The 26,994-nt window shown below is 27.7% G+C and carries 22 protein-coding genes; 4 read left to right on the top strand and 18 right to left on the bottom strand.

Translation table 11 applies throughout. The annotated features are described in order from the left end of the window. Nucleotides 1-3: 3 nt before the first annotated feature. The 3 genes from H8S10_RS04200 to H8S10_RS04190 form a co-directional block, all read right to left on the bottom strand. Nucleotides 4-1,224: an ROK family transcriptional regulator gene (locus H8S10_RS04200; RefSeq protein WP_055263591.1), complete on the bottom strand. Its 1,221-nt coding sequence runs from the start codon at nt 1,222-1,224 to the stop codon at nt 4-6. A gap of 346 nt (nt 1,225-1,570) precedes the next feature. Continuing rightward, entirely contained in the window at nt 1,571-2,077 is a 507-nt protein-coding gene (locus tag H8S10_RS04195; RefSeq protein ID WP_055263593.1) for a DedA family protein, read from the bottom strand. A 102-nt stretch (nt 2,078-2,179) separates the two neighbouring features. Next, nucleotides 2,180-3,907 carry a glycoside hydrolase family 13 protein gene (locus tag H8S10_RS04190; RefSeq protein WP_186838015.1) on the bottom strand — a complete coding sequence of 576 codons (1,728 nt, stop codon included), beginning with the start codon at nt 3,905-3,907 and terminating at the stop codon, nt 2,180-2,182. Nucleotides 3,908-4,022: 115 nt separating this feature from the next. On the opposite strand from H8S10_RS04190, the gene H8S10_RS04185 reads away from it, so the two are divergent. Continuing rightward, the gene (locus tag H8S10_RS04185) at nt 4,023-4,694 is read left to right on the top strand and encodes a helix-turn-helix transcriptional regulator (RefSeq protein WP_055263597.1); all 672 of its coding nucleotides are present in this window, start codon (nt 4,023-4,025) and stop codon (nt 4,692-4,694) included. A 231-nt stretch (nt 4,695-4,925) separates the two neighbouring features. On the opposite strand, the gene H8S10_RS04180 is transcribed toward H8S10_RS04185, so the two are convergent. From H8S10_RS04180 to H8S10_RS04160, 6 genes are all read right to left on the bottom strand, one after another. Then, nucleotides 4,926-6,365 (bottom strand): DEAD/DEAH box helicase, encoded by a 1,440-nt coding sequence (locus tag H8S10_RS04180; RefSeq protein WP_055263599.1) that lies wholly within the window; start codon nt 6,363-6,365, stop codon nt 4,926-4,928. A gap of 322 nt (nt 6,366-6,687) precedes the next feature. Next, entirely contained in the window at nt 6,688-7,470 is a 783-nt protein-coding gene (locus H8S10_RS04175; protein ID WP_055263601.1) for a zf-HC2 domain-containing protein, read from the bottom strand. A gap of 5 nt (nt 7,471-7,475) precedes the next feature. Continuing rightward, nucleotides 7,476-7,751, bottom strand: a complete 276-nt coding sequence (locus H8S10_RS18050; RefSeq protein WP_243175827.1) for a hypothetical protein — start codon at nt 7,749-7,751, stop codon at nt 7,476-7,478. A 36-nt stretch (nt 7,752-7,787) separates the two neighbouring features. Beyond that, nucleotides 7,788-7,955: a sigma factor gene (locus H8S10_RS18045; protein ID WP_243175826.1), complete on the bottom strand. Its 168-nt coding sequence runs from the start codon at nt 7,953-7,955 to the stop codon at nt 7,788-7,790. 193 nt (nt 7,956-8,148) lie between these two features. After that, nucleotides 8,149-8,811: an NAD(P)/FAD-dependent oxidoreductase gene (locus tag H8S10_RS04165; protein WP_186838014.1), complete on the bottom strand. Its 663-nt coding sequence runs from the start codon at nt 8,809-8,811 to the stop codon at nt 8,149-8,151. Nucleotides 8,812-8,921: 110 nt separating this feature from the next. After that, nucleotides 8,922-10,607, bottom strand: coding sequence for a Mur ligase family protein (locus tag H8S10_RS04160; RefSeq protein WP_186838013.1), 1,686 nt, complete (start codon nt 10,605-10,607; stop codon nt 8,922-8,924). A gap of 168 nt (nt 10,608-10,775) precedes the next feature. Between H8S10_RS04160 and H8S10_RS04155 the strand changes: the two genes are divergently transcribed. Further along, nucleotides 10,776-12,749 (top strand): HAMP domain-containing sensor histidine kinase, encoded by a 1,974-nt coding sequence (locus tag H8S10_RS04155; RefSeq protein ID WP_186838012.1) that lies wholly within the window; start codon nt 10,776-10,778, stop codon nt 12,747-12,749. A gap of 19 nt (nt 12,750-12,768) precedes the next feature. Beyond that, a complete protein-coding gene (locus H8S10_RS04150) occupies nt 12,769-13,452 on the top strand; it encodes a L,D-transpeptidase family protein (RefSeq protein WP_055263611.1) in 684 nt (227 codons plus the stop codon). A gap of 28 nt (nt 13,453-13,480) precedes the next feature. Here the strand turns inward: H8S10_RS04150 and H8S10_RS04145 are convergent, their stop codons facing one another. From H8S10_RS04145 to H8S10_RS04105, 9 genes are all read right to left on the bottom strand, one after another. Next, nucleotides 13,481-15,139 (bottom strand): ribonuclease J, encoded by a 1,659-nt coding sequence (locus tag H8S10_RS04145; RefSeq protein WP_186838011.1) that lies wholly within the window; start codon nt 15,137-15,139, stop codon nt 13,481-13,483. A 150-nt stretch (nt 15,140-15,289) separates the two neighbouring features. Beyond that, entirely contained in the window at nt 15,290-16,798 is a 1,509-nt protein-coding gene (locus H8S10_RS04140) for a DUF1846 domain-containing protein (protein ID WP_055263615.1), read from the bottom strand. Between the two features lie 394 nt (nt 16,799-17,192). After that, a complete protein-coding gene (locus H8S10_RS04135; RefSeq protein ID WP_186838010.1) occupies nt 17,193-18,527 on the bottom strand; it encodes a CoA-disulfide reductase in 1,335 nt (444 codons plus the stop codon). A gap of 89 nt (nt 18,528-18,616) precedes the next feature. Beyond that, the gene (locus H8S10_RS04130) at nt 18,617-21,832 is read right to left on the bottom strand and encodes an SNF2 helicase associated domain-containing protein (protein ID WP_186838009.1); all 3,216 of its coding nucleotides are present in this window, start codon (nt 21,830-21,832) and stop codon (nt 18,617-18,619) included. 347 nt (nt 21,833-22,179) lie between these two features. Next, a complete protein-coding gene (locus tag H8S10_RS04125; RefSeq protein WP_055263619.1) occupies nt 22,180-23,007 on the bottom strand; it encodes a Cof-type HAD-IIB family hydrolase in 828 nt (275 codons plus the stop codon). Nucleotides 23,008-23,335: 328 nt separating this feature from the next. After that, the gene (locus tag H8S10_RS04120) at nt 23,336-23,590 is read right to left on the bottom strand and encodes a hypothetical protein (RefSeq protein ID WP_055263620.1); all 255 of its coding nucleotides are present in this window, start codon (nt 23,588-23,590) and stop codon (nt 23,336-23,338) included. Nucleotides 23,591-23,665: 75 nt separating this feature from the next. Next, the gene (locus H8S10_RS04115; RefSeq protein WP_055263622.1) at nt 23,666-24,592 is read right to left on the bottom strand and encodes a M15 family metallopeptidase; all 927 of its coding nucleotides are present in this window, start codon (nt 24,590-24,592) and stop codon (nt 23,666-23,668) included. A 12-nt stretch (nt 24,593-24,604) separates the two neighbouring features. Beyond that, entirely contained in the window at nt 24,605-25,507 is a 903-nt protein-coding gene (locus H8S10_RS04110) for a 3'-5' exoribonuclease YhaM family protein (RefSeq protein ID WP_186838008.1), read from the bottom strand. A gap of 170 nt (nt 25,508-25,677) precedes the next feature. Continuing rightward, nucleotides 25,678-26,769: an acyltransferase family protein gene (locus H8S10_RS04105; RefSeq protein ID WP_186838007.1), complete on the bottom strand. Its 1,092-nt coding sequence runs from the start codon at nt 26,767-26,769 to the stop codon at nt 25,678-25,680. Between the two features lie 123 nt (nt 26,770-26,892). Between H8S10_RS04105 and H8S10_RS04100 the strand changes: the two genes are divergently transcribed. Further along, nucleotides 26,893-26,994: IS1 family transposase (locus tag H8S10_RS04100; RefSeq protein ID WP_347707662.1), on the top strand; the 102-nt coding region annotated here is incomplete at its 3' end.

Raw genomic sequence — 26,994 nt, 5'->3', positions numbered from 1 at the left:
TAATTACATAAATTCTCTACCTTTAAAAACTTCTTGTATTACTAATGTTGCTGCACCTATTACCGCTGCATTTTCACCTAAATCTGATTTTACTATCTTTACATTTTCGCTTGGAATTTTTAAGCCTCTCTTTTTAACTACCTCACTTAAAGTTTCAATCATAATTTTCTCTTGCTCAAAAATATCTCCTACCACAACTATAAGCTTCGGATTAAGTATATTAACCAATCCTGATATACCAACACCTATATACCTTGCTGCTTCTTTTAAAACAGAAATTGCTAATTCATCTCCTTTTGATGCAGCTATCGATATATCTTTTATATTTATTTTTTCAATATCTTTAACATCATCAACTAAAGAACTCTTAACACCTTGCTTTATACTTCTAATAACCTTTCTTTCAACACTTATATTTGATGCAACAGATTCTAGGCAGCCATAGTTTCCACATTTACATAAGGATCCATCTTGTTCTACTACCATATGACCAATTTCACCTGCACTATAATCAACACCATAATAAGGTTTGTTATCAATTATTATTCCTGCACCTATCCCATTAGAGATGTTAATTTCAACAAAATTATCTATGCTTTTAGCAGCTCCAAATAAACTTTCGCCTAATGCTATAGCCCTTACATCATTATCCACAAATACAGGACATTTAAATTTCTCTTCAAGAATTAATTTTATATTTACATTTTCCCACTTATAATAAGGAGCATATTGCGATATTCCTAACATTGGATTTACTACTCCATGCATAGCTACTCCTATGCCGACAACTTTATCTCTATTTACTTCCGATATTTCTATAACTTCATTAATTAAATTAATTAAGTGTGTAAATACAAATTCTTTATTTGTATTGTTTTCATCTATATATATTGATTTCTTAGCTAGTATCTCTGCTCCTAAATCAGTTAATACAACGTCTATACTTCCCACACCTATACTTACACCTATTATATATCTTGCTTTAATATTAATCTCTAAAATTATTGGTGGTCTTCCTCCATTGGACTCCCCTATTCCTCTTTCTATTAGATAATCACTTTCAATTAATATCTTTGTAATATTAGTTACACTAGCTGGTGTAAGTCCTGTTAATTTAGCAATATCAGCTCTAGATAAACTTCCATTATTCTTTATAACTTTTAGTATAGCTTCAACATTAAGTTTTTTCATTAATTCAAAGCTTCCTTTAACTACTTTATTCATTCAATCACTTCTTTATTAATTATATTAATTAAGTATACAAAATTTTCTGTAATTGTTTACTCTTGATTTAATTTTATCATATTTTCCAAAAAAGTAAATATACTTCTATTATATACAGTATATTTTATTTGTTGGAGAAATGGTGAGATTATTCTTCCACTAAAAATACTTACTATTTTACTCATTCTTCTCCTTCTCATTTTTCTATTGTAGATAAAAATATATTTCATTTCCTCCATCATTTAAATATAAGTATAATAATAGTAAGTATTTTATAATTAATTACAAAAAGTGTGCTACTAAATAAAAGTAGCACACTTTTGTAATTTTATTTAGTTTTTAAAAACTATAAGTTAATTATAGCCTTACTTGCTAAATATCCGCTCATTATAGTAACTGCATTCCATATTGCAATGCCTGGTACTGAATATAAAATAAAACTCACTATTCCATCTCTCAAAATTCCTGAAGTTAATGATACAAGAGTCCTTGCTACTGGAAGTAATCTACAAATAAATAAACCCTTATTTCCAAACTTTTCACAGTACATAGTAACTTTATCTACAGATTTTCTTGTTTTAGGAAATTTTGAATATATCCAATGTAATACCGGATTTCCTATAAAGTATCCTACATAGTACAAACATACACTTCCTACTGCTCCAGCTATAACAGATATAATTAAAACAAATAGAAAATTATATTTGCTCTGTGCCACTAAAGCTCCTATAGCAGGCATTATTATTCCAGCTGGAAGTCCTGGTAAATTTAAATACTCTAAATATACAATTATAAATAAAAACCATAATCCGTATGTTTCAAAATAAACTATTGCTTCATTTATACTACTCATAATTCTAGCACCATCTTATCTTTATAAATATAAATTTTTTACTATAGCTACATTATAGTATAATTATTACACAATATTAATAGAATTACTCTTAATTTTTTCTTAAAACTTTATTATCATAAAATCTAATGGTTCTATTTTTATATCTTCTGAAAAATCTATATTTCTCTCTGTTATTAAGTCAATCCCTATCTTTTTACACTGATATTTAATACACTGCTCTTCTTCTGAATTATTAAATATAACCATAATCTTATCATCATAATATTCTCTTATAAATCCAATTACTTCATCTTTACAATAAATCACTTCAAAACTTCCATGAACCAAAGATTTATTTTCTTTTCTTATTTTTATTAATAGCTTATATAAATTCAATATTTCTTTATTTTGCTTTTCCTCATCCCAAATCATACATTTTCTGTTATCAGGATCATCTCCACCAGTTATTCCAACTTCATCTCCATAATATATATATGGAACCCCTACATAAGTAAACTGCATAGCAATAGCAAGTCTAACTTTATTCACATTATTATCACATTCATTTATTATTCTCTTTGTATCATGACTCCCTACTAAATTCCACATTTGCTTTGTAATACTATTCATATAAAGAATTCTGTTAGCAGCTAATATATCTAAGTACTCTAAAGCAGAGATACTATGCTTACCAAAAAAATCTATAGTAGCATTTTTAAAAGGATAATTCATTATTGAATCTAGTTGATCACCTTTCAAGAAAGCATTTGCTTCATGCATTATTTCTCCAACTATTATTGCATCTCTTTTAACACCTTTTACAGCTTTTCTAAAGTCTCTCCAAAAATCATGAGATACTTCATCACAAACATCAAGTCTCCAACCATCTATACCAATTTCCTTTACCCAATACTTAGCAACATTTAATAAATATTCTCTAACTTCTTTATTATTAGTATTTAATTTTGGCATATTACTACAACCATTTGCAAAGGTGTAATAATTACATTCCTCTACTCCTACCGGGAAACTATCTATGAAATACCAATCCTTATACTTAGATTTTTCTTGTTTTTCTAATAAATCCTCAAAAGCAAAAAAATCATTACCAGAATGATTAAAAACAGCATCAAAAACTATCCTCATATTATTTTCATGACATTTATTAACTAATTCTTTTACATCTTCTAATGTTCCAAATGTAGGATCTACCTCAAAATAATCAGTCGTATTATATTTATGATTAGTACTTGACTTAAATATAGGAGTTAAATATATTAAATCTACACCTAATTCTTTAAGGTAATCAAGCTTTTCAATTATTCCTCGTATATCTCCTCCATACATTGAATGTCTTCCAACCTTCCCTCTGCCCCATTCTTTAACACAATCCGGATTAATATCAGGATTACCGTTAAAAAACCTATCTGGGAAAATCTGATATACTACAGATTCTTGTAGCCATTTCTCTTCTTCATACAAATCATCTTCTGATATATACGGAAATTGAAATGCTGCTACATTTATATTTGCATAATCTACATCAACTAAGCCTCTTTCAGTATATATAAGTACATTATTAGCTTTGTCCATTAATTCAAAATAGTATCTGTACCTATTTCTATATATAGATAATTCCACCTCATAGTAAGTAAATAATTCAGTTTCAGCTACTATTTTCATCTTCTTTCTCTTATATTCATTCTCCCAATCATACCTACATCTATATAAAACTGAACATTCCTTTATATCATCTCTAGCAACTCTTAATCTCAATACTAGAGTATCTCTATCTTTACCATATGCATATGGTACATCTAAAACATGATATACTGCATGTTTATTCATAAAAATCACCTCATAAATATTTCTTTTAATTCATCATATATTAATATATATTGCAAACGATTGTACATTTTAAATATAATATATATATAATTAATACAATTTATGGGAGGATATTATGTACGAAAGCTTCATATCTGATATAAGTATATTTAGTAATGATTTTGATTCATTTATAGATACTAGAAATAGACCTGCTATACTTTATAACATAAGTCAAAAGCATATCGGTGAACTTAGGGATGCTGTACCTTGTGACTTAAAAAGGGATGATTTACTTATTTGGAATGCTGTATTTGCAAGAGAAATAATAAGACGTGGTGTTGCAAAAAAATATCTTCATCCTGTTTATAATAAATATTATGAAAAGATTATAAAAACTTCTGAATTATCTAAACTTCAAGATATTGAGCTAGATATGGCCAACACATATTTAGAACTATTAATAAGTGATGTTGAAGTTAAAGATAACTTTATAGTAAATAAAATACTACAGTATCTTCATATGAATATTGAAAGCCACGTTTCACTAGAAGATATTGCTACTCATCTTAACATAACTCCTCAATATGCCGTATCATGTTTTAAAAAGCATATGGGAATTTCATTAATGAAATATTCAAAAAAAATAAGAGTAGATAGAGCTAAAGTATTGCTTATGACAACAACAAAAAGTATTCTAGATATATCATTAGTTTTAGGCTTCTATGACCAAAGTCACTTTACTAAAACTTTTAAATCCTTTGAAGGAGTTTCTCCTTCAGAATTTAGAAATACACACTATAAATAAAGTATGAATCACTTTGATGAAAAGTTTGACTTCGTCAAAATAGAAAAAGCCACTGACGTGACAGAGAAAATATTGCCTTTAGCACTAGTGAAAAGTATCTATATTAGTACCTTTCACGTTAACTTAATCTAAATTTTCTCCCCTACGCTAGTAGCATTTTCACTGCGACAAAGTCAACTTTTCATCTGTAAACTTTTTTCGTACTTTTTCTTTATTTTTAGGCAATACTAATTATTTTCTCGCTCTTTCAATCTTAAGCTTTTTGCCTTTTATTGTTCCATTTCTAAGGCCATCTATAACCTTATTACCTTTTCCATTTAATATATCTACATAAGATACTGTATCTTGAACATCTATTATTCCTATATCCTCTGCTGTTATACCTTCAATCCTTGAAATAGCTCCAACTATATCTCCTGGTCTTATCTTCTTCTTCTTACCACCATTAAGATATATCTTAGTAATATCTTTGCTTACAGCTTTGGCTTTTTGTTTCTTAACTGTTGGATTTGACTTTAATATTTTTACTCCTTCCATTTCCTTTGCTTTTACCTCATCTTCACTTGGTAAATCTTTTAAAGGAATTTCAAATCCTATATATTCTTGAATTAGATTTAATAGTCTATCTTCATATTGATTTACTAAACTCAATGCCTTTCCTTTTGCTCCGGCTCTTCCTGTTCTACCTATACGATGTACATATGCTTCCTTTTCCACTGGTAAGTCATAATTTATAACATGAGTTATTCCTTCAACATCAATTCCTCTAGCGGCAACATCTGTAGCAATAAGAATTCTAAAATTTCCTTTTTTAAATCTATCCATCTGATCCATTCTTTCTTTTTGTAGCATACCACCATGGATTTTACCTATAGAATATCTTTTTCTACCTAGAGCTTCGAAGACCTTATCAACATTTTCTTTTGTTTTACAGAATATAACTGCAGTTTTAGGTGCTTCACTTATTAAAAGCTTATTTAATTCTTCCATCTTATATTGTTCATTAACTCTATAAAGTTCATGATTAATATTATCTGTTATTAACTTTTGAGCTTTAATTTCTATACTTATAGGATTATTCATATATTCATTACATAAGTTTAGAATCTCTTCTGATATAGTTGCTGATAAAAGAATACTTTGTCTATTTTTATTTAATCCTCTAAGTATCTCTCTAACTTGATCAATAAATCCCATATTAAGCATTTCATCAGCTTCATCTATTATTAAATATTTAATATTTGATGTATTTAAAGAACCTCTATCGATGTGATCCATTACTCTACCTGGAGTTCCTACTACAATATGAGTCCTTTGCTTTAATTCTCTTGCTTGATCCGAAAAAGGTTGTTTACCAAATACAGCAACAGGTCGTATTCTCTTAAATCTACCTATGCTCATTATTTCTTCTTTAACTTGTATAGCAAGTTCTCTTGTTGGAGTTAAAACTAAGGCTTGAGGTTTTTGTTCATCCCAATTCAACTTTTCACATAAAGGTATACCAAAAGCTGCAGTCTTACCACTTCCTGTCTGTGATTTAACTATTACATCTTTACCTTGCAATATTTCTGGTATAACCCTCTGTTGAACATCTGATGGTTTATTATATCCTAAAGCATCTAAAGCTTTTAGTATTTCATTGCTTATTTTATAATCATTAAATTTATTCAATAGTTTCCCTCATTTCTTGTTTTAAGTTAAAAGTAAATAGTTAGATTAGAAGTAAAGTCTTATCCAAGATAACTTTAAACAACTATAATTTTAGAAACCTCACAGCAGTTTCATACTTAACTTTTCATTTTCAATTCTTAACTTTAAACTAAATTCTTTTGCACTTTATTAATATTATCTTCTATCTTCTATTGTGTAAACATATTTATTATTCTTTCCAAAAGAAAAGACTCTATTTCATCTCTCTGAAATAAAGTCTTAAAGCTAATAAAATCGTTTTGACTATTAAATTTTCTCTAAAAAATATTTAAAATACAAGTTTTTAATTAGGGTATTTAGGCAACTTCATTCCCTCTTCCCATATTAAAAGTTTATCATCATCATTTCTTCCGATATAATAAATTTTACTATCAGAATTAACTATATCAATATTGCCTTTTTCAGTTGTTTTATTTTCAGCATAATTAATTATTTCTTCTGCAGTTATATTATCATTTGCCCTTATGAAGCTACCTACGTCAATTAGCTTTTTATTTTCTATATCTATTACAAAGCCTGCTCCTAAATTCAATTCTTTTTCTTCTTCTGATAGTTTAGATAATTTTTTCCCAATTACAGGCCTTAAAAAATGTATTTCCGTACCAACATAGCCCTTATCTATTTTTCCAGGCCCGAAGGTCATAGCACTGATTAGATATTCACTTTTACTTCTAAGATTAAAATAAACATAGTTATCATTCAATTGATAAAGCTCTGTAACTTCTACATTTTCACTTGGTTCATTATAATTACATATATTAACTAAATTATCGTATAATAAATAACTTCCACCTAAAACTAAACATGCAAAAATTACTCCTAAAAATAAATTTCTTAATCTAACCTTTTTCATGTAATACTTTAATTCTTTTGCTTCATAAATATTTTTCTTTTGCAAACTTTCGTCTTCCGTGCCATTCACACTTAATAACTCATATGCTTCTTTACAACTTTCACATGTTTCAAAATGCCTCTTCATTGCTTCATTAGTATATTCACTAGTCAATCCTTCAATATAATTTGGCAATAAATCTTTTACAATTTCACAATTCAAATCTTCTCTCATTAACTCTATACCTCCAATAATTTTTGCTTTGCACGATAAAATGAAACTCTGGCCCAGTTTTCACTTTTATTAAATATGTCACCAATCTCCCTAAAACTTAACTCACCACTTATCCTTAGAAAAATAATTTCCTTACTTTGCGAATCAAGCAAATGAATCTTTTTAAACAATTCCATCTTATCCTCATTTTTAAGTAAATCTAACTCTAAATTTTGGTATCCTACAATTTCAAATGATATATCTTCGTAAGAATCACAATTATATTTTTTATTTTTTTCCAAATGCTTGTACCAAGAATACTTTGCAATTTGACATAATCACACCGATACTTTACATTCACCTTTAAAATTTTTAATAGTTTTCGAGGCTTGATAAAATGTTTCTTGTGTTAAGTCTTCTGCTATATTTACATCATTAGTCAAACATATTAAATATTTATGAACTGTCTTTGCATAGTTAATGTACAGTTCCTCCATCTGTTTCATTTACTCACCTCCATTACATATGTACGTATTTTTTTACTTTCGTTACAAACTTTATATAAACTTTTTTAATTTCTTTTACCTTTAAATATAATTTTACTTACTGTTATTATAATATAACCTTTAACAAAACAAAAAATATCACTAGAAAAGTTCAAACTTTCAGTGATATTTTCATTTTCTTATTTAATTATTATTAGCTTATGCCTAACTTAGCTTTAAATTCATCTAATCCAACTCTATCTATATAATCTCCTAATCTCTCTTTTCCTAATGCATTATCTCCATATACATTTATTATTTTCTCCACAACTCCAAATATATCATCATTAGATACATTAATTAATATTCTATCTCCAAGTCGTGGTTTAACGCCACCTTTTCCTCCAACTAATACCATCCATCCTTTAGCTGTTCCAATTAGACCAATATCTCTAGTATGACTATCAGAACAACTATTAACACAGCCACTAACACCTATTTTAAGTTTATTAGGTAGATTTCTACCATGATAAGCTCCATCAAGCTTTGCCCCTATCGCTACTGAATCCTGCATTCCTTTTTTACAAAATGTAGTTCCTGGACATATTTTAACGCTTCTTACACACAACCCTATAGCAGCTCCTGGTTTCATACCCAAATCATTCCAAGCTTTATCTATATCTTCTTCCTTAATTCCTACTATTGCAATTCTTTGCGCTCCTGTTACTTTTAATGCTGCTGCATTATATTTTTCTGCAACATCAGCAATCTTTCTTAATTGTTCTGGTGTTACTAATCCTCCTGTTAAATGAGGCGCTATTGCATAGCTTTCCTTATCTCTCTGAATAACAGCACCTTTATCTAGTAAATCCTTCATAAGTGGTATAACCTCCATAAAAATTAAATTCATCATAAAACATAAAAATAGTTTTTGTATTTTACGCGGATTTAATACTTAGTTTACTTATTATGAAGTACCATATGCTATTAATGCATCAAATCTAAATCTTCACCTATTTTATTTAATCCTCTTTCTACTCTAAATTTATTTATAACTGGAAATGTTAAATATAAAAACTGACTAAATGACACTATAACATCCCCAACATTAGCATTCCTTAAAGCATATAAAATAGCCTCTTCCTCTTCTAATATTACTTTAATATTTTCGCTATTATATTTATTATTTAAAGCTCCTTCTTTTAATAGTTCAGCAGTTTCTCCTTTTTTTCTTCCTCTCAAATCCGGTTGTTCTTTAATTATTATTTTATCGCAAAACTCAGCTGCTATCTCTCCTAGCTCCTTAATATAAATATCTTCTCTATCACCAGCAGCGGTTATTACACCAATTATTCTATTATTTTTCATACTCCTAGCAATAGAAAAAACCTCTTTAAATGCTTCGCTATTATGTCCATAATCAATTATCATTTTAAAATCATTAAAATCTAAAATATTTTGTCTTCCTAAATTATTATAAATATCACACTCTATTTTTTTTACTATATCAATAATGCTATTCATATTTTTACATATATGTTCAGTAGCTATCATTGCTACCATAACATTTCTTATATTACTTTTAGAAATACCATTAAACGCAAATGGTATTTCCTTTATAGAAATTACTTTTTCCTCAATTCCTCCACTATTTTTAACTATATAATCTTCTTTGACATAGTAAGCAATATTTCCTCTTTTAGTATGGTCCTTTATTAATTTATCTTCAAAATAATTAAATAAAATCACATTATTCCTATCTTTAAATCGCTCTACTAATGTTGGTATAGCTTTAATAATTAATATTCCATCCTTATCTAATTCTTCTGTTATAACTGATTTTATATTTATTAAATCATCTACAGACTTTATATTCTCCATTCCTATATGGTCTTCACTTAATGAAGTTATTATAGCAACTTTAGAGTTCTTATATCCTAATCCTTTTTTTAAAATGCCACCTCTTGCAGTTTCAAGAACAGCAACATTAACATCCTTATTTTTCAACACTTCTCTAGCGCTATAAAATCCTGTTGTATCACCATACTTTATCAATTTATTTCCTATATATATTCCTCCAGTTGAAGCCAACCCACTCCTATATCCTAAATCAAGTAATATCTTATGGATTAACCTCACCGTTGTAGTCTTCCCATTAGTTCCCGTAACTGATATTATTGGTATTTCTCCGACATTTCCATCAATATAATTAAAGATTTTAGAATAATCTTCATCATATTTGCTTATATAATCATTTCTATCTATTTTAAAAGAATTTTCCCCATACCCTAAAATAACTTCATTTTCATTTATTCTAGTATAAGGAATATTCTTACTAATAGCTATCTCTTTTAACTTTTTACTCCACTCATTATCACTATTACTTTCTAATTCATTTAATATCGTTTCTTCACTAGAGTTACTCATTAAAGATTTAATTATATTATTAGATAAATAAATATTATTACTACTTATTAAAACTTCTATAATATCATTTTTTTCAACTATATCAATATAACTATTTAGTTTTAGCTTTTCACCAATATTCATATAGTTATAAACAACTTTTAAAAGTTCACCTCTATAACACTCACCATCCCCCTTCAAATAGATAAGATTATCTTTACTATATAAATTTGTACCTTCTAAAAACCTTAATTTTATATTACTCATAATAATCACTCTATCCCTCATTTGTATTTTTTCTTCATATAATTTTCCAAATCAACATAATATTTATACCAAATATTGTAGATTATTTATTCTTTTTTATTTATCCTTTAAGAATTTATTTTACTATATATACAAATACTAAATATTAGTATTATCGGAGGTTTCATTATGTCATATATAAAGCCACTAACTAAGTTGTTCTCACTAATATTTATAGCCTTTATTTTTATAGGATACAAAAATAATACCTGTGCATTTAATACTGAAAAAGCTTTTAATGTTTTAATTTTAAATTCATATAATGCTAATAATCAATGGGAGTCACTAGTTTACAATGGATTAAAAAAGAAACTATCTACTACCTCTAATATAAATTTAACCCTAGAATTTCTAGATAGCAAAACGCTATTTACTAATGAATATAAAAGTAGTTTCATGGAACTTTTAAATATGAAGTATAAAGATTACCCTATAGATGCAATTTTAACTATAGATGATGAAGCTTTATCTTTTCTTAGAGAAAATTTATTTATAGAAAGTTCTATTTTCTATAAAAAACCAACCATATTTATAGGTTCAAATAATCTAATTACACTTTCTACTGAAGAAAAACAATATATGTCTGGTGTTATAGATAGAGAGGATAACCTTCGCTTTTTAAATTTACTTATCACTTTAGAAAAAGATTTAACAGATGTAATTGTTTTATTAGATAATTCAACTTTTTCTAACGTAGTAAAGGAAAACATAATCAATATGCAACCTTTAGCTAGTAAGTCTCTAAATATTACATTTATTGTTGAGGAGTACTTAGATAATATTATTCCTGAACTTTCAAAAAGCGATCCTAAATCTTCTGCTTTAGTAATAGTTGGAGAATATAAAGATAAAGTTACTAATGCATATTTAGATTTAAATGATACTATACAAATAATAAAAAAAAATACCAATACACCTATTTATACCAAAGTTCAACCTTATATTACTGCTGGTGCAATAGGTGGAATAGTTGATCCAAGTGATAATTATGGAGCTATAGCTGGTGACTTATTACTTAAAATACTTTCTGGAACTTCTATTAGCGAAATACCTTTACTTTATAACAGCTTAGACTTAACAATTTTCAACTATGACTCACTTAATTATTATCATATAAATCCACTGCTATTGCCTAAAGAAAGTATAGTTTTAAATAAGGGTGTTTTTGATTTTTTATTGCCTCCATACTTAAAAATATTATTGTGGATTTTTATAATATCTTTCTTTATTTTTTTAATTTACATAGTAATATTTTCTATAAATCAAAAAAACTCTATAGCAATAAAGGATGCTGTTTATAAAAAGGCTCTCGAAACAGAAAAACTAAAGTCAATTTTTATTACTACAATATCTCATGAGTTTAGAACCCCTATAAATATAATTCTATCTACCGCTCATCTACTTTCAATTAAAGCAAATGAGCCTTCATTAGATAAGGATTATTTCTTAAATAAGCTAAATTATATAACCCAAAACGGTAATAGATTATTAAAACTTGTAAATAACATTATCGATGTTACTAGATTAGAATCAGGCTTTATCACTGCTAACTTTTCCTATAAAAATATAGTTCAAGTAATAGAAGATACTGTTATGTCAACAGTTGATTTAGCTAAAACATTTAATATAGAAATTATATTCGATACAGAAAAAGAGGAAATAAATACTTATATTGATACGAATAAGATAGAACGTTGTATATTAAATCTATTATCAAATAGTATAAAATTCACACCTGATGGAGGTAGAATATATGTAAGTATAAATGTAAATAATAATGAAGTAATTATTAAGGTACATGATACCGGTACTGGTATACCAGAAGATAAACTTAAAAATATTTTTAATAGATTTTATCAAGCCGATTCTTCTTTACATCTAAATACAGAAGGAAGTGGGCTAGGTTTATACATAGTAAAAGGGTTAATAGAACTTCATAAAGGCACTATATCTGTAGAAAGCCAATATGGTGAAGGCACTACATTTACAATAGCATTACCTATAATATTAACAGTTAAAGATGATGCTAAAGCTAATTATTCTGCTGATGACTTATCTAACCTTGTTAGGATTGAGTTGTCTGATATTATTGAAAAATATTAACTGAATGGCAGGTGATAATATGAAAAATAGATTTATTACAATAATTGTACTAATTGTTTTAATCTTAAATATCTCTCAAATCTCTATGGCATCAACTTCAGCTTGTACAGATGGTAATAAATATATAATTTTAATAGATTTGTATGCTCGAACTTTAACTTTAGTAGACAAAAAAACACAAGAAGAAGTTAAAGTATATCCCATAGCAATTGGAAAAAAATCTACTCCATCACCAATAGGTACATGGCAAATTAAAAGTAAAGCCTTAATGAAAGGCCCTTTTGGTGGATATTGGCTAGGATTAAATGCACCATGGGATACTTTTGGAATTCATGGAACAAGTAACCCTAGTAGTATAGGAAGCATGGCTTCTAATGGCTGTATTCGTATGTATAATCATAATATAAAAGAACTTTTTAATTTAGTTGATTACGATACATCTGTTGTTATTTCTGGTGGTCCTAATTGGAGATTCTCTCCTTACGATCGTGATATAACTCCAAACTGTAAGGGAGCTGACGTATATCATGTACAAAGAATTCTAAACGCACTGGGATATTATGATCATCCTGCTGACGGTATTTACGGTTATTCTTTAGAGTTAGCTGTACAGAAATATAAATCTGATCATAACCTACAACCTATAGATAGTTATATAGATAATAATTTCTTAAAAAGTATAGGTTGTGAACGATTTGAATAAAATTTTAAGGAGCTAAAATTAGCTCCTTTTATGTTTCCATTATTATTGGAATTATAGTTGGTTTTCTCTTTGTTTTTTCATAAATATAATTTTCAACTGCTTTTTTAACTGAAGATTTTAACAAATACCATTCCACTATTCCTTTTTCTAAACATTTGTCTAATTCTTCTGAAGCAATATCCTTTACTTCATTTATTAGTTCTTCCGATTCTTTAACATAAACAAAACCTCTAGTTATTATATCTGGTCCTGAAAGAATACTTAAAGTATTCCTTTCTATAACAACTACTATTGTAAGCATTCCATCTTGGGCTAAATGCCTTCTGTCTCTAAGAACTATATTTCCAACATCTCCAATACCTAATCCATCTACAAATATTGATCCAGCTTTTACTTTACCTTCCTTCTTACATTCATCTTTTGATATCTCTAGTATTTCCCCTGTATCTAAAGTAAATATATTTTCTTTTGGTGTTCCTAATTTTTCTGCTAAATCAGCATGATGTTTCAAATGTCTAAATTCCCCATGAACAGGTAGAAAATACTTAGGCTTAACTAAAGTATGAATTAACTTTAACTCTTCTTGGTACGCATGCCCAGATACATGTACATCTTCTAAATCTTCGTATATAACATTGGCACCTCTTTTAAATAATTGGTTAATTACCTTTGATATAAGCTTATCATTACCTGGAATAGGTGATGCTGAAATTATAAATGTATCATTTGGTTCTATAGCTATTTTTCTATGATTTGAAAATGCTATCCTCGCTAGAGATGCCATAGGCTCTCCTTGACTTCCTGTGGTTAAGATTGTTACTTTTTCATTTGGATAACTAGATATATCATCTACGTCAATTATATCTGTATCAGGCACATGAAGATATCCGAGCTCTCTAGCTACCTTAGATACATTCTCCATACTTCTTCCATTAAAAACAATTTTTCTTCCATAAATCATAGATGCATCTACTACTTGTTGCATTCTATGAATATTAGATGCAAATGTAGCAACTATAACACGCCCCTTTGCTGTAGAAAAAATTCTTTTTAACGTCTGTCCTATAGTACTCTCTGATAAAGAATGACCTGTTCTTTCTACATTTGTACTATCTGCCATAAGAAGTAAAACCCCTTCTCTTCCTATTGTTGATATACGTTGTAAATCCATAAGCTTTCCATCTATAGGAGTATAATCTATTTTAAAATCTCCTGTATGTAATATTGTTCCTAGTGGTGTATAAACAGCTAAACTACAAGAATCAGCTATACTATGTGTAGCTCTTATAAATTCTACTTTAAAACACCCAAGCTCTATTATATCTCCCATTTCTACACTCTCTGTTTTTGTCTCATTTAACAATTTATGTTCTTCAAGCTTAGTCTTTACTAATCCTATAGTTAATTTTGTTCCATAAATAGGCATTTGTAACTGTTTTAAAATATAAGGTATTGCACCAATATGGTCTTCATGACCATGGGTTAAAACAAGCCCCTTTACTTTATCTTTATTATTTATAAGATATGATATATCTGGGATAATTAGGTCTACACCATACATCTCTTCATCAGGAAATGCTAATCCACAATCTATAACAATAATATCATCATTATACTCTATAGCAGTTATATTCTTTCCTATCTCACCCATACCACCCAGTGGTATAATTCTTAATTTTTCTTTCATCAAACTACCTCCATATAAAAACTCATTATTTATATTTTGTACATAATACCATATTTAATTCTTCAAATATTTTTATAATAAAAAAGCCTTTAGTAAATATATTTAAATATCTACTAAAGGCTATATATCTTTGAATTAACTTTTCATAATTTAGTTAGTATAGTATAAACTTTCTGATGGATAAACAGCATCACAAGTTATATCTATTCCTAATTTTCTAAATGTTTGCTCATCACTAGTTGGTAATATTGTTGTTGAGTGTGCTTGGCAATTTTTAAGCATTGGTAGCTTTTCCATAGCTACTTGAGCTGTTGGATTAGTCGCAGCACAAATACTTAATGCAATAAGTACCTCTTCACAATTTAATGATACATTCTTATTTGCTAATGTTTGTGATTTTAACTTTATAATTGGTTCTAATATCACTGGTGATATTAAGTGAATATCATCAGATATATTTGCTAAATGTTTTATAGCATTTAATAAAACTGCTGCTGCATCATCTAAAACTTCTGTATTTCTTCCAGTTATTATAGTTCCATCTTGAAGTTCTAGCGCGATAACTGGACATATTTCATTTTTATTTGACTTTTCTTTTAATTCCTCAGCACGCTTTCTTGCAGGAGCTACAACATTTCTATCTTCTTCCTTCAAATTAACTTGCTCCATTATAAGTTTAGCAGCTTCAAATGTTTCTTTGTCCACATACCCTTTTTTATATTCGCATCCAGTTTTGAAATATCTTCTAATTATTTCTTGTTTTGATGCTTCTCTAACAACTTCATCATCAACTATTCCAAATCCAACTCTATTTACACCCATATCTGTTGGTGATTTATAAACTGATTCTTTTCCAGTAATCTTTTCTATTATTCTTCTTAATACTGGGAAACTTTCAAGGTCTCTATTATAATTTACTGCAGTTTCCCCATAAGCTTCTAAGTGGAAGTAATCTATCATATTTACATCCTTAAGATCTACAGTTGCAGCTTCATAAGCTATATTTAAAGGATGTTTTAGTGGTACATTCCAAACTGGGAATGTTTCAAATTTAGAATATCCAGCTGAATTTCCTCTTTTATATTCATGATATAGTTGGCTTAAGCAAGTAGCAAGCTTACCGCTTCCTGGTCCTGGTGCTGTAACAACAACTATCGGTTTACTTGTTTCTATATAAGGATTCTTTCCGTAACCTTCATCACTAACTATAGTATCAACATCTGTTGGATACCCTTTAGTAGCTCTATGTTTATAAACCTTTATTCCTCTTCTCTCAAGCTTGTTTATAAATACAGTTGCTGATGGTTGGTCGTTATATCTTGTAATTACCACTGAATTTACTTCTAAGTCATAAGATCTTAGATCATCGATAAGTCTCATTACATCCATATCATAAGTAATTCCAAAATCTCCTCTGATTTTGTTTCTTTCGATATCTCCAGCATAAACGCAAATAACTACTTCAACATTTTCTCTTAGCTTATGTAATAACTTTATTTTTGCATTCTCATCAAAACCTGGTAATACTCTTTTGGCATGAAGGTCAAATAACAATTTTCCTCCAAACTCTAAGTATAACTTATCATAGTTATTAACTCTTTCTAAGATAAATTTTGATTGCTCCTCTAAGTACTTTTCGTGATCAAATCCTATTTTCATATGTACACTCCTAATTTTATAGTTTTTTTTTAGTATAAATAATTTTTATACTAAAAATTACTTATACTTAAGTTCGATTAAACAAATTATATTCACTTTTAATCTCCCTTATGTAACTATTAATAGAAAATCTCAATTTAATCTATTAATTAGGCACAAAATCTATACTATTATTACATAAATTTTAAGCTATGTAAATTAAAAAAACGAAAATTTTTAATTTCTATTTAATATTAATTCGTAAAAATTTCGTGCTTCACTTGTATTTATATATTAATTTTTCTTATATAAATACTACCTATAAAAAATTAAGAGTTAATATATTACGATATTTAAATCTAAATTTGCAAATTAAATATCCTATAATTTTTAACTCTTAATTGTTAATTATTAATTATTTAGATACATTTCCTGCTACATTTAAAACATCCCATGTTCTTGCAAATGGTGGTGCATAACAAAGGTCTAGCATTCCTAATTGTTCAGTAGTCATCTTTCCGAAAATACATGCAGCTAAAACATTACATCTTTGAACCGCATCTTTATATCCAGCAACCTGACCACCTAGTATTACTTTACTATGTGCATCATAAATAAGTTTAACATATATTTTTTGTCTACCTGGATAGTAGCTTGTTTGATTCATATCGGAAATAAACTTAGTCTTATAATCAAATCCTAACTCTTTAACTTCTTTTTCTGAAAGTCCTGTTCTTGCAGCTTCCATATTCATAACTTTAATACAACTTGATGCTAAAGAACCTTGGAAGCAATTATTTTGCCCTGCTAAGTTCTCACCTACTATTCTTCCTAGCTTATTTGCCCCTGTGGCTAATGGAACATACGCTTCTTTTTCACTTACGTAATTATTTATTGTTGCGCAATCTCCAGCTGCGTAAACATCTTCTATTGATGTTCTTCCAAATTTATCTACAACTATAGCACCATTTCTTAACTTTTCTATTCTTTGGTCTGTTATAAACTCAGTATTTGGTCTTACTCCTGTTGCAAGTATAACTAAATCTGTCTCAAATTCACCTTTATTAGTTATTACTTTGTTAACTTTTGTATCTCCACCTAATTCTAAAACAGTTTCATTTAATAAAAGATTAACTTCATGACTTCTAATTTCTTCTTCTAATAAATCAGTTATCTCCTTATCAAAAACTTCTGCTAAAACTCTATCTTGAAGTTGAACAACAGTTACTTCCTTACCTTTTTGCTTAGCAGCTTCCACTGCTTCAAGTCCAATAAATCCAGCGCCTATAATAGTTACCTTCTTTAATTCTGGATTTGAAAGCAATGCTTTTATTCTATTACCATCTTCCATAGATTTTAATGTTAATACATTTTCTAAATTAACATTTTTTATTGGTGGAATTATAGCTCTTGCTCCTGTAGCTATCATTAGCTTATCATATGAATCAGTAAATTCTTCATTATCTCTTATGTTTTTAACTTTTAGGGTCTTAGAATCAAAATCTATACCTAATACTTCATGTTTAGTAAATATATCTACTCCTGATTCTCTGAACTTTTCTGGAGTTCTTGCTATCATTTCATTTGAATCTTCAAAGAATCCTCCAACATAGTAAGGAAGTCCACAAGCTCCGAAAGAAACTATATCTCCTTTTTCATAAACTATAACTTCATCATTAGGACAAAGTCTTTTAAATTTTGCAGCCGCACTCATACCTGCTGCTATTCCACCTATAATTACTACTTTCATAAACACCATCCTTTGCTTTTTATATTACATTATAAACATATTAACTTATCGTTTTTTATGTTCAGTATTTTTATATATTATATACTAAGTTAATAAAATAATGAAATAATTTCTTCATCACTTATTTTTAATATTGTGTTATCTAACTCGGCACCTTTTCCTACTATTTTATCTATAAGCGCTTTTTTCTCATCTTGAAGACTTATTATTTTTTCTTCAATGGTATCTTGAGCTACTATCTTAATTACTTCCACTATATTATTTTGCCCAATTCTATGCGCTCTATCAGTAGCTTGATCTTCTACCGCTGGATTCCACCATGGATCCAAATGAATAACTATATCTGCACTAGTTAAGTTTAATCCTGTACCTCCAGCCTTAAGAGAGATTAAAAATACAGATGTATCGTCATTATTAAATTCATCAACGAGCTTTGCTCTTTCTTTAGAAGGTGTTGATCCGTCTAAATATTTATAAGTAATATAATTGCTATCAAATATATTTTTCACATTTTTTAATACTGTAGTAAATTGAGAGAACACTAGTATTTTATGTCCTTGCTCTATACATCCTATAACTGTCTCTGTTAATGCATTTAACTTACTACTTCCTCCAATATAGTTTTCCATTATAACCGATGGGTCCAAGCATATTTGCCTTAACTTTGTTATATAAGAAAGTATTTCTATCTTACTCTTTGTAAATTCATCATTTTTAACTTTTTTATCTATAAGCTCTTGAACATAATTTGCATAAGTCCCATACACTTTCTTTTGCTCTTCTTCAAGTGGTACTATAAGTTTCTTTTCGATTTTTTCTGGTAATTCTTTTATGACATCGCTCTTAAATCTTCTTAAAATAAATGGTCTTATAAGCTTATTAACTTCATCAATAATAACTTTATCTTCTTCAAGTCTTCTATGATATCTAGTTAAAAATCTCTTTTCATCGTATAAATATCCAGGCATTATAAAATCAAATATAGACCAAATCTCCATAAGAGAATTTTCTATTGGTGTACCTGTTAAAGCAAATTTTCTCTTTGCATTTATACTCTTTGTTGCCATAGCATTTTGCGATGATGAATTTTTTATATTTTGTGCTTCATCTAAAATACAATAATCGAACTCTTTATCTTGATAAAATTCTAAATCTCTTCTTAACAAATTATAAGTTGTTATTAAAACATCATACTCTTTATATCTCTCTATTAATTCTTTTCTCTCTTTAACAACACCATTAACTATTCCAACCTTTATATCTGGTGAAAATTTCGAAAACTCACCTTTCCAATTATAAACAAGTGAAGTAGGCGCTACTATTAAACTCTTTTTACCTTCATTTGATGCTATGAAAGTTATAGTTTGCAAAGTTTTACCTAACCCCATCTCATCACCTAATATACCGCCAAACCCTAAATAATCTAATGTTTTAAGCCACTTATAGCCTTCAACTTGATATTCTCTTAAAGTTGCATTTATATTATTAGGAATAGTGTATTCTTTATCTCTATACGATACTAAAGAATCCTTTATCTCTTTTATAATTTTACGTCCTCTTATTCCCTTTATTCCTGAGTCATTTATGTAATCTTCTATTACCCCTGCTTTATTCTTATTAAAAATTGCCTTATTATCATTTTCAATAAGCTCCATTGAGTCTAAAAGTGCTAAAATTTTATTTAACTCTAAGTCATTAAGGTCTAAAAATTCTCCACTCTCTAATCTATAATACTTTTTATTATCTCTAAAAGCTCTTAATATATTAACTATTTCTCTATCTTGAATATTTCCTAAGGTAAATTTAAGCTCAAAATAATCAAACTTTCCTTTTCTTATTTCTCCCTTAAAAGCTCCAGAACCTATTGATTTTATACCAGTAAAATTCTCTGAATAATATACTTCTCCTATATCTTGAAGTTCTACTATATCACGCTTAAAAAATCTAAATAAATCATCTTCACTTTTAAAGAATACAAACTTATCATCTATTTTTTCAAAACCTAACTCTTTTAGTTCTTGTACTACTTCATCTTCCTTAGCCTTATCTCTATAGATAATTTTCTCTTCAAAGTTATGTTCGATATTAAACTCATATTGTCCATAACATACTTTAAGGATTAAATATGTTTCATCTTCTTTATCAAAGTAGAATTTAAAGCTAACTGGTGAAATAATGATTTTATCTCTAAGACTTTTAGATAATCTTATATTTTTACTTACATCTTGCATTGAAGGTATTAATTCTCTTAAAATTCTTTCCTCTTCTTCTTTAGCAAAAAATATAGTTTTACCATGACTAAAAGACTCTACATAAGGATTCAAAACATCTATTTGTTCTTCTGGTGGTAAATAAATATTAGAATTATACAAATATACATCCTTAGTTGATGTTAAGCTTTCTGGAATACCATTTTCAGCTTCAAGCTTTATTACCTTCCCCCCATCTTCTAGCGACATCGGTAAATCAATTTTTTCTTCTAATACATCTACTTCTATTTGCCTTGAATAAAACCCGCTTCCTAAGTAGACCCTATTATTTTTTATTACATTAAAAAATTCTCTGACAAGATAATCTGGAATTATAACTTGCTTTCCTGAAATAAATTTTCTATCTATATCTCTTATAAGATTTATAAGTTTAATAAGTCTTTTATCACTATTAGATAACTTCTGTTCATTTATATCAAAAGTAAAATCTTTTCCATATGCTAAAGGAACTTTATTATATAAAGATATTAAAAAGCTTCCTATATCCTTTAAAATATATAACTTATTTGAACTCATTCCCTTTAGTCCAACTCTAAACTCTGCTGCAATTTTTCCATACCAATTTACTCTGTTTATTACAACCTCAAGCTTTATTTCTTTTTTAATTTTTTTCTCACCAAGTAATAAATCTAATACAGAATCTGTAGTTGACTTAATAAGCTCCTTTGAAGCTTCTCCGATACCTAATTCATCCTGAATCGAACTATCTTGCTCTATATCATCTAAAAATCTATAAAACGTAGCAATTAAATGCTTACAACAATATGTAATTCTCTTTTTACCATTTTTCTCATAATCACTACAACTACACTTAGTTAAAACTATTTCTTTAGTATTTTTATCCATATCTAATCTGCAATTATACTGACTATATAAACTTTCAGATATAACTAAACTATTAATAAAAATTTCATTATCATCAGCTTCATATTTTATATCTGCAATTAAATCATTATTTAATACTCGCCTTCCATCTCTCTCATTTTTACCATAAGTACTTTTCTCAAATGCTTTTAATAAAACCTGTTTTATCATAAATTCACCTACGTTACATATAATGGATACATTATACCACAAATTATTTAACTAGCATTATATTGAAATGTAAGTTTCCACATTAGCTTATAATCAACAAAAGCCTTATGAAATAAATTAACTATTTCATAAGGCTTTTTTAAATTTATACTATAATTTTACTATTCATTTTTGATATACTTCCACTTAACTTCTTCTCATAAAAAATTATAAACGTAATAATAGTTGCTAAAGTTGCATCTATATCTGCTATAGGCTCCACTACTAAAACTATTAGTATATAATATATCAATTTAAAAAAATTTTAAAGGTACCTAATATTTTTACACTATGTTGATAATTTAATTCTACTTATTGAAACGTTCTTCTAAAAATCTTGCAACACCATCTTCATCACAACTTCCTATAACAGCTGTTGCCATTTCCTTTAATTCATCCACAGCATTAGCAGTTGCATAAGCTTCATCAGCAAGTTCAAACATTGGTATATCATTTAAATTATCACCAAAACAAACTAAATTATCATGTTCAATATATCTTTCTAAAAACTTAATTCCATTAGCTTTTGAAGCTTCACTGCTATATGCTTCTAAGAAATAGCAATCTTCTTCATAAATATCTTCATAATAATTAACTGTTAACCCTTGAATTTTAGTTAATTCATCATTTATTCTCTTAATATTTTCATATTTATCAAATACAATGAAGTTAATTACTTTAGAATCTTTAATTGCTTCTTTATAATCAGTTACTTCCACAAAAGTTTTTAACTTTTTATCAGCTCTTTCTTTATAGAAATTATATTCCCAAGCATATTGGAACTCTTTATAATAAACCCATAAATGATTATCTTTAATTCCATACACTAATACATTTTTATCTAACTCTTCAAATATCTCTAAGCACTTTTTAACAGTGTCTTTTTCTATTTCTTTTATATCTATATACTTTTGTTCTTTAATATCATAAATTAAAACCCCATTCATAAGTGCTACTGGAAGCTTTAAATTAATTCCCTCTAATAATTCTACTACAGTAGCTGGTGTTCTAGCTGTGGCTACTGTAAAGTTAACACCGTCATCTATTAATTTATTTAAAGTATCGCATGAATACTTAGATACTTCTTTTTTACTATTTAATAATGTTCCATCTAAATCTGTAACAAATAACTCCATAATTTATCCTCTTCTTCTCTAGTTAGTTTTATTTTTTACTCTCTTAACTTATAATTATCTAAAATTTATCTTTGTATGTATAACTAAAAACTGTTTATTATATTACTCTATCTATTTTTCATAATTAAATTACACATCTTGTACAAACTTATTAATCTTTTTATACAACATCGGATGAATAGTATACCTTATCTTAATTAAAATTTCTATACCTTTTTTAAATATATTTATTTTATGTATTTTTTCAAATATATTTTTACTTCTTTAATATACTCTATACAAAAATAAGGAGCCACATTTAGTAGCCCCTTCCTAACTATCCATCAATTTAAAGTGATGTTTCCTTCTTTATTTCATTTATCATATCTTCTTCTGAAAAGGTCTTATCATCATATGTATTATATATATCATTTAATGATACAGTGTAATAAACATTTTTACTTTTCTTTTTCTTCTTTTCCTTTTCAGGCTTATTTTCCCCTTTATTCTGCATGGTTTTTTTTACAAAAACTCCTGCTGCAACAGAAGCAGCAACCGCTGATAATGCGCCTAAAACTAATTTTTTACTACTCTTATTCACCATACTTTTCACCTCACTATTATTAAAGATTATAAACATTAAAAAATAGTAAGTCAACTTACAATTTTTATTTACTCTTTAATTATCTATAACACTATTAATCTTTTCAATTAAAGATTCTGTATTTTCATCTATGGTACAACCTTCATACCATTCGCTATTTTCTGCATTATTACACTCACCAAAATATTTTGCTTTTAATATTATTTCTGGCCTATACTCAAAATGTAATATATCAAAATGTGACCACTTTCCTCCCCAAACAAAGCCACACTCTTCAAAAGTCTTAACTATTTCCTCAGGATAAATTGAAATTCTATTTCCACCTTTTTCTCTATTACACCATTTCCAATAATCTGCAGGATCACTCTTTAAATCTATTGCAATAGCAAAAGCATGTGGACTAAGTTGTCCTGTATCTTGTATAACTCTATAATTAAATGTTCCGCTTGTTGGTGATACAAAGTTATATATCTTAGGATTTTCCTTTGCAAGCTCACTTATAATACTTAGTGCCTTCTCAAGATTATCTGCTGCACCATTTACTTTATTAAACATCATTGAACCATAATAAGTACTTTTATTAGTTATATTTTTCTGTACAGCTTCTTTACTATTACCATACATATTACTTAAAAAAGAATAACATCTAATTCTTCCTGGGTCTTGCCCTTCTTCCATAACATTATTTATCATATCCAAAGGATAAATTTGTTCTAAAGTATCCTGTAAGTCAGAATTATAAAACTTCTGTTCATGACTTTTCTCTTTTTTATCATCATAAAGAACTTTATTATTATTTTGCATTACAAGATAAACAAATCCCTTTTCATCTTTTTCTATATCTTTAATACATTCAGGATACGTTAACATTAAAACTAATAAATCTCTTTTTGTATTCCATATATAATCCATCTCTTTGTTTTCTTCCGAAGCAAAGGTAGTACTCTCAACAGATATAATAAATAACATACACGTCAATAAAAATTTAATTACTTTATTCATGCTTAACCTCCACTATAAATATAGCCTTGCTTCTAATTTTCTATCATAATCAGTCCAACCACCATCTGGATACTTTTCTTTAATCTTTTCTATCTTATTCATTGTTGCATCTACATAATCAGCATAATGCACAATATAAGACTCTTCCATATTCATATCCTTAGGAGATCCAAACTCTGTTTTTCCATGATGTTGAACAATACATCCTTTTATTCTTGCTTTAAATTCATCCGAATAAAGATTAGGCTCTGACTCAAAAGCTTTATCAAGCATTTGAATTCCTATAACTATATGACCTTCCATCTCACCTTGAAGTGTATATTTAAAAGGTCCATCGTAGCTCATCTCATATATTTTACCTATATCATGAAGTTTTGCAGCTAATATGGCAATCTCCTTGTTTTTACAATTATATCTTTCAGAAAATACTATACTTAAATACATAACACCTAATGTGTGTTCTGCGAGACCACCTATATAATTATGATGCATAGATACTCCACCAATTGCCTTTTTAAACTTCTCTAAAAATTCTTCATTCTTAAAAAAATAATTATTTAAGGACTTTCCTTCCCTTGAAAGTATATATTCATCAGTATATAGTTCTAACTCTTCCATAATATCTTCTACTGGTCTTTTTACTGTTGGAAGATAATCTTCAATTTCATATTCATCAATAAATTCATATTTCTTAACATCAAAATTGCTATCTTTTTTACCTTCAACAGATATAACCCTACCTTCTACTATATCTCCTTTTTTAGAAGGTATAGTAGCTTTTATATCTCCACTTTTATCTGCTAATATAGCAACAACTTTGCTAGTATCTTTAAACATTATTCTCATAACCATCAAAGAAATTTTTATATTTTCTCCGCTTTTTACATCATTTAAAAATATGTCTTTATTACTCATATGTTTGCCTCCACTTTTCTCACTCTCTAAAATAGTATGTGCAATGAAAATTAAAATATTTTATTTAAAAAATGAAAAAAGCCAGAATATTTATAATCCATGGCTTTTTAATCTATTTGCAAATTTTTTAATAAACATTATTTTTTTATATGTTCAAATTATCAATCAAACTATTTCATCCCTAATAAAACATCCATAAATTTAATTCTTCTACATATCTCATAGGCTATAAATGTAAGACCAAAAGATAAGCTAATTATTAACACTATAGAAACCCATGCAGGTAAAGTTAATGGTAATATATAAAATGCTAATACTAACAAGATTGTTTGATGTAATATATATACTGGAAAAGATGCTTTGTTTAAATAAGCTAATAATTTATTGCTTTTGTTTAAATATCTAATTCCATAAGATACTATAGTTATTCCCATAATTAATGATATCGTACTCTTTAGTGTACTATCTAATATATAAACTATAGATTCTGTTTGTGTATTCCTTATTAAGAAAAAGTACAGTGCACCTAACATAACAGTTCCAATTGTTAAGGCTAAAAATAACCTTCTTTTATTAGATAATCTTTCTATAACTTCATTATCACTATAGGTTACATATCCTAGAATGAATAATAGTAAATTCGTTAATACACCTTTCCCTCCTATTGTAGGAATCATCTCTAAAGTTATTAACGCTATTAATACCCACAATAAAGACCTTTTTCCCAAAACTATAGGCTTAATTGAATCACTTATAAATTTTCCTGGCTTAGTTTTCAGCCACTTTATTATAAGAACCCCTACAACTGATATTGCAAAAAGGAATATAATAAACCAAAGATGAGCGGGACTAAAATTACCATCAAAACCCATAAAGTCACTTATATTTGTAAAAAACATTTTTAAATGACTAAAATAATTTATATTTTTTTCTCCTCTCCATAATCTAGCTAAATATGTTTGAGGTGGTACGACAACTAAAATTCCAAATATAAATGGTATAAGTAATCTTTTGACTCTTTCTTTAATATACTGACCACCACTTCTTTTTTTCAATGCAAAATAAGTTGATGCTCCTGCTAAGAAAAATAAAAGTGGCATATACCAAGAAAATGTTAATAAAATAAATATGTTAGAAAATAAATTACTATTTTCAGCTTTAACATAAAAATCTCCAAAATCAGTAAATAATGCTGCTGTATGATAAACAAATAACATCAATATACAAATATTTCTTATCCAATCAATTTCATTTCTTCTCATAAAATCCCCCACACTTTTGTTAACGATCTGTTAAGTTATATGAACATTGCTCTTCTCAACCCAAGGAAATACAATAGGTTTGCAAGACTAAATAATACCCCCTTCGAAAAGGAGAGAAGAACAATGAGCAAAACTAATATAAAATGCCCACGCTGTAATTCTGATAAACTATACAAGTTTGGTATGAATAAGCAGGCTAAACAAAAGTATCAATGTAAGCAGTGT

The sequence above is a fragment of the Clostridium sp. NSJ-49 genome (assembly GCF_014287725.1).
GTDB classification, from domain to species: Bacteria; Bacillota; Clostridia; order Clostridiales; family Clostridiaceae; genus Clostridium; species Clostridium disporicum_B.
Note: the sequence above shows the minus strand (reverse complement) of the source record. Positions and strands in the feature narration are given on the sequence as shown.

Bases quoted from the DNA above. Each gene is read 5' to 3' on its own strand.
- H8S10_RS04190 (WP_186838015.1), bottom strand. From the start codon at position 3,907: ATGAATAAACATGCAGTATATCATGTTTTAGATGTACCATATGCATAT.
- H8S10_RS04200 (WP_055263591.1), bottom strand. From the start codon at position 1,224: ATGAATAAAGTAGTTAAAGGAAGCTTTGAATTAATGAAAAAACTTAAT.
- H8S10_RS04165 (WP_186838014.1), bottom strand. From the start codon at position 8,811: ATGAAGGATTTACTAGATAAAGGTGCTGTTATTCAGAGAGATAAGGAA.
- H8S10_RS04115 (WP_055263622.1), bottom strand. From the start codon at position 24,592: ATGAATAAAGTAATTAAATTTTTATTGACGTGTATGTTATTTATTATA.
- H8S10_RS04175 (WP_055263601.1), bottom strand. From the start codon at position 7,470: ATGAGAGAAGATTTGAATTGTGAAATTGTAAAAGATTTATTGCCAAAT.
- H8S10_RS04185 (WP_055263597.1), top strand. From the start codon at position 4,023: ATGTACGAAAGCTTCATATCTGATATAAGTATATTTAGTAATGATTTT.
- H8S10_RS04135 (WP_186838010.1), bottom strand. From the start codon at position 18,527: ATGAAAGTAGTAATTATAGGTGGAATAGCAGCAGGTATGAGTGCGGCT.
- H8S10_RS04130 (WP_186838009.1), bottom strand. From the start codon at position 21,832: ATGATAAAACAGGTTTTATTAAAAGCATTTGAGAAAAGTACTTATGGT.
- H8S10_RS04140 (WP_055263615.1), bottom strand. From the start codon at position 16,798: ATGAAAATAGGATTTGATCACGAAAAGTACTTAGAGGAGCAATCAAAA.
- H8S10_RS04160 (WP_186838013.1), bottom strand. From the start codon at position 10,607: ATGAGTAATATAAAATTAAGGTTTTTAGAAGGTACAAATTTATATAGT.
- H8S10_RS18045 (WP_243175826.1), bottom strand. From the start codon at position 7,955: ATGAAACAGATGGAGGAACTGTACATTAACTATGCAAAGACAGTTCAT.
- H8S10_RS04150 (WP_055263611.1), top strand. From the start codon at position 12,769: ATGAAAAATAGATTTATTACAATAATTGTACTAATTGTTTTAATCTTA.
- H8S10_RS04110 (WP_186838008.1), bottom strand. From the start codon at position 25,507: ATGAGTAATAAAGACATATTTTTAAATGATGTAAAAAGCGGAGAAAAT.
- H8S10_RS04125 (WP_055263619.1), bottom strand. From the start codon at position 23,007: ATGGAGTTATTTGTTACAGATTTAGATGGAACATTATTAAATAGTAAA.
- H8S10_RS04120 (WP_055263620.1), bottom strand. From the start codon at position 23,590: ATGGTGAATAAGAGTAGTAAAAAATTAGTTTTAGGCGCATTATCAGCG.
- H8S10_RS04155 (WP_186838012.1), top strand. From the start codon at position 10,776: ATGTCATATATAAAGCCACTAACTAAGTTGTTCTCACTAATATTTATA.
- H8S10_RS04195 (WP_055263593.1), bottom strand. From the start codon at position 2,077: ATGAGTAGTATAAATGAAGCAATAGTTTATTTTGAAACATACGGATTA.
- H8S10_RS04105 (WP_186838007.1), bottom strand. From the start codon at position 26,769: ATGAGAAGAAATGAAATTGATTGGATAAGAAATATTTGTATATTGATG.
- H8S10_RS04145 (WP_186838011.1), bottom strand. From the start codon at position 15,139: ATGAAAGAAAAATTAAGAATTATACCACTGGGTGGTATGGGTGAGATA.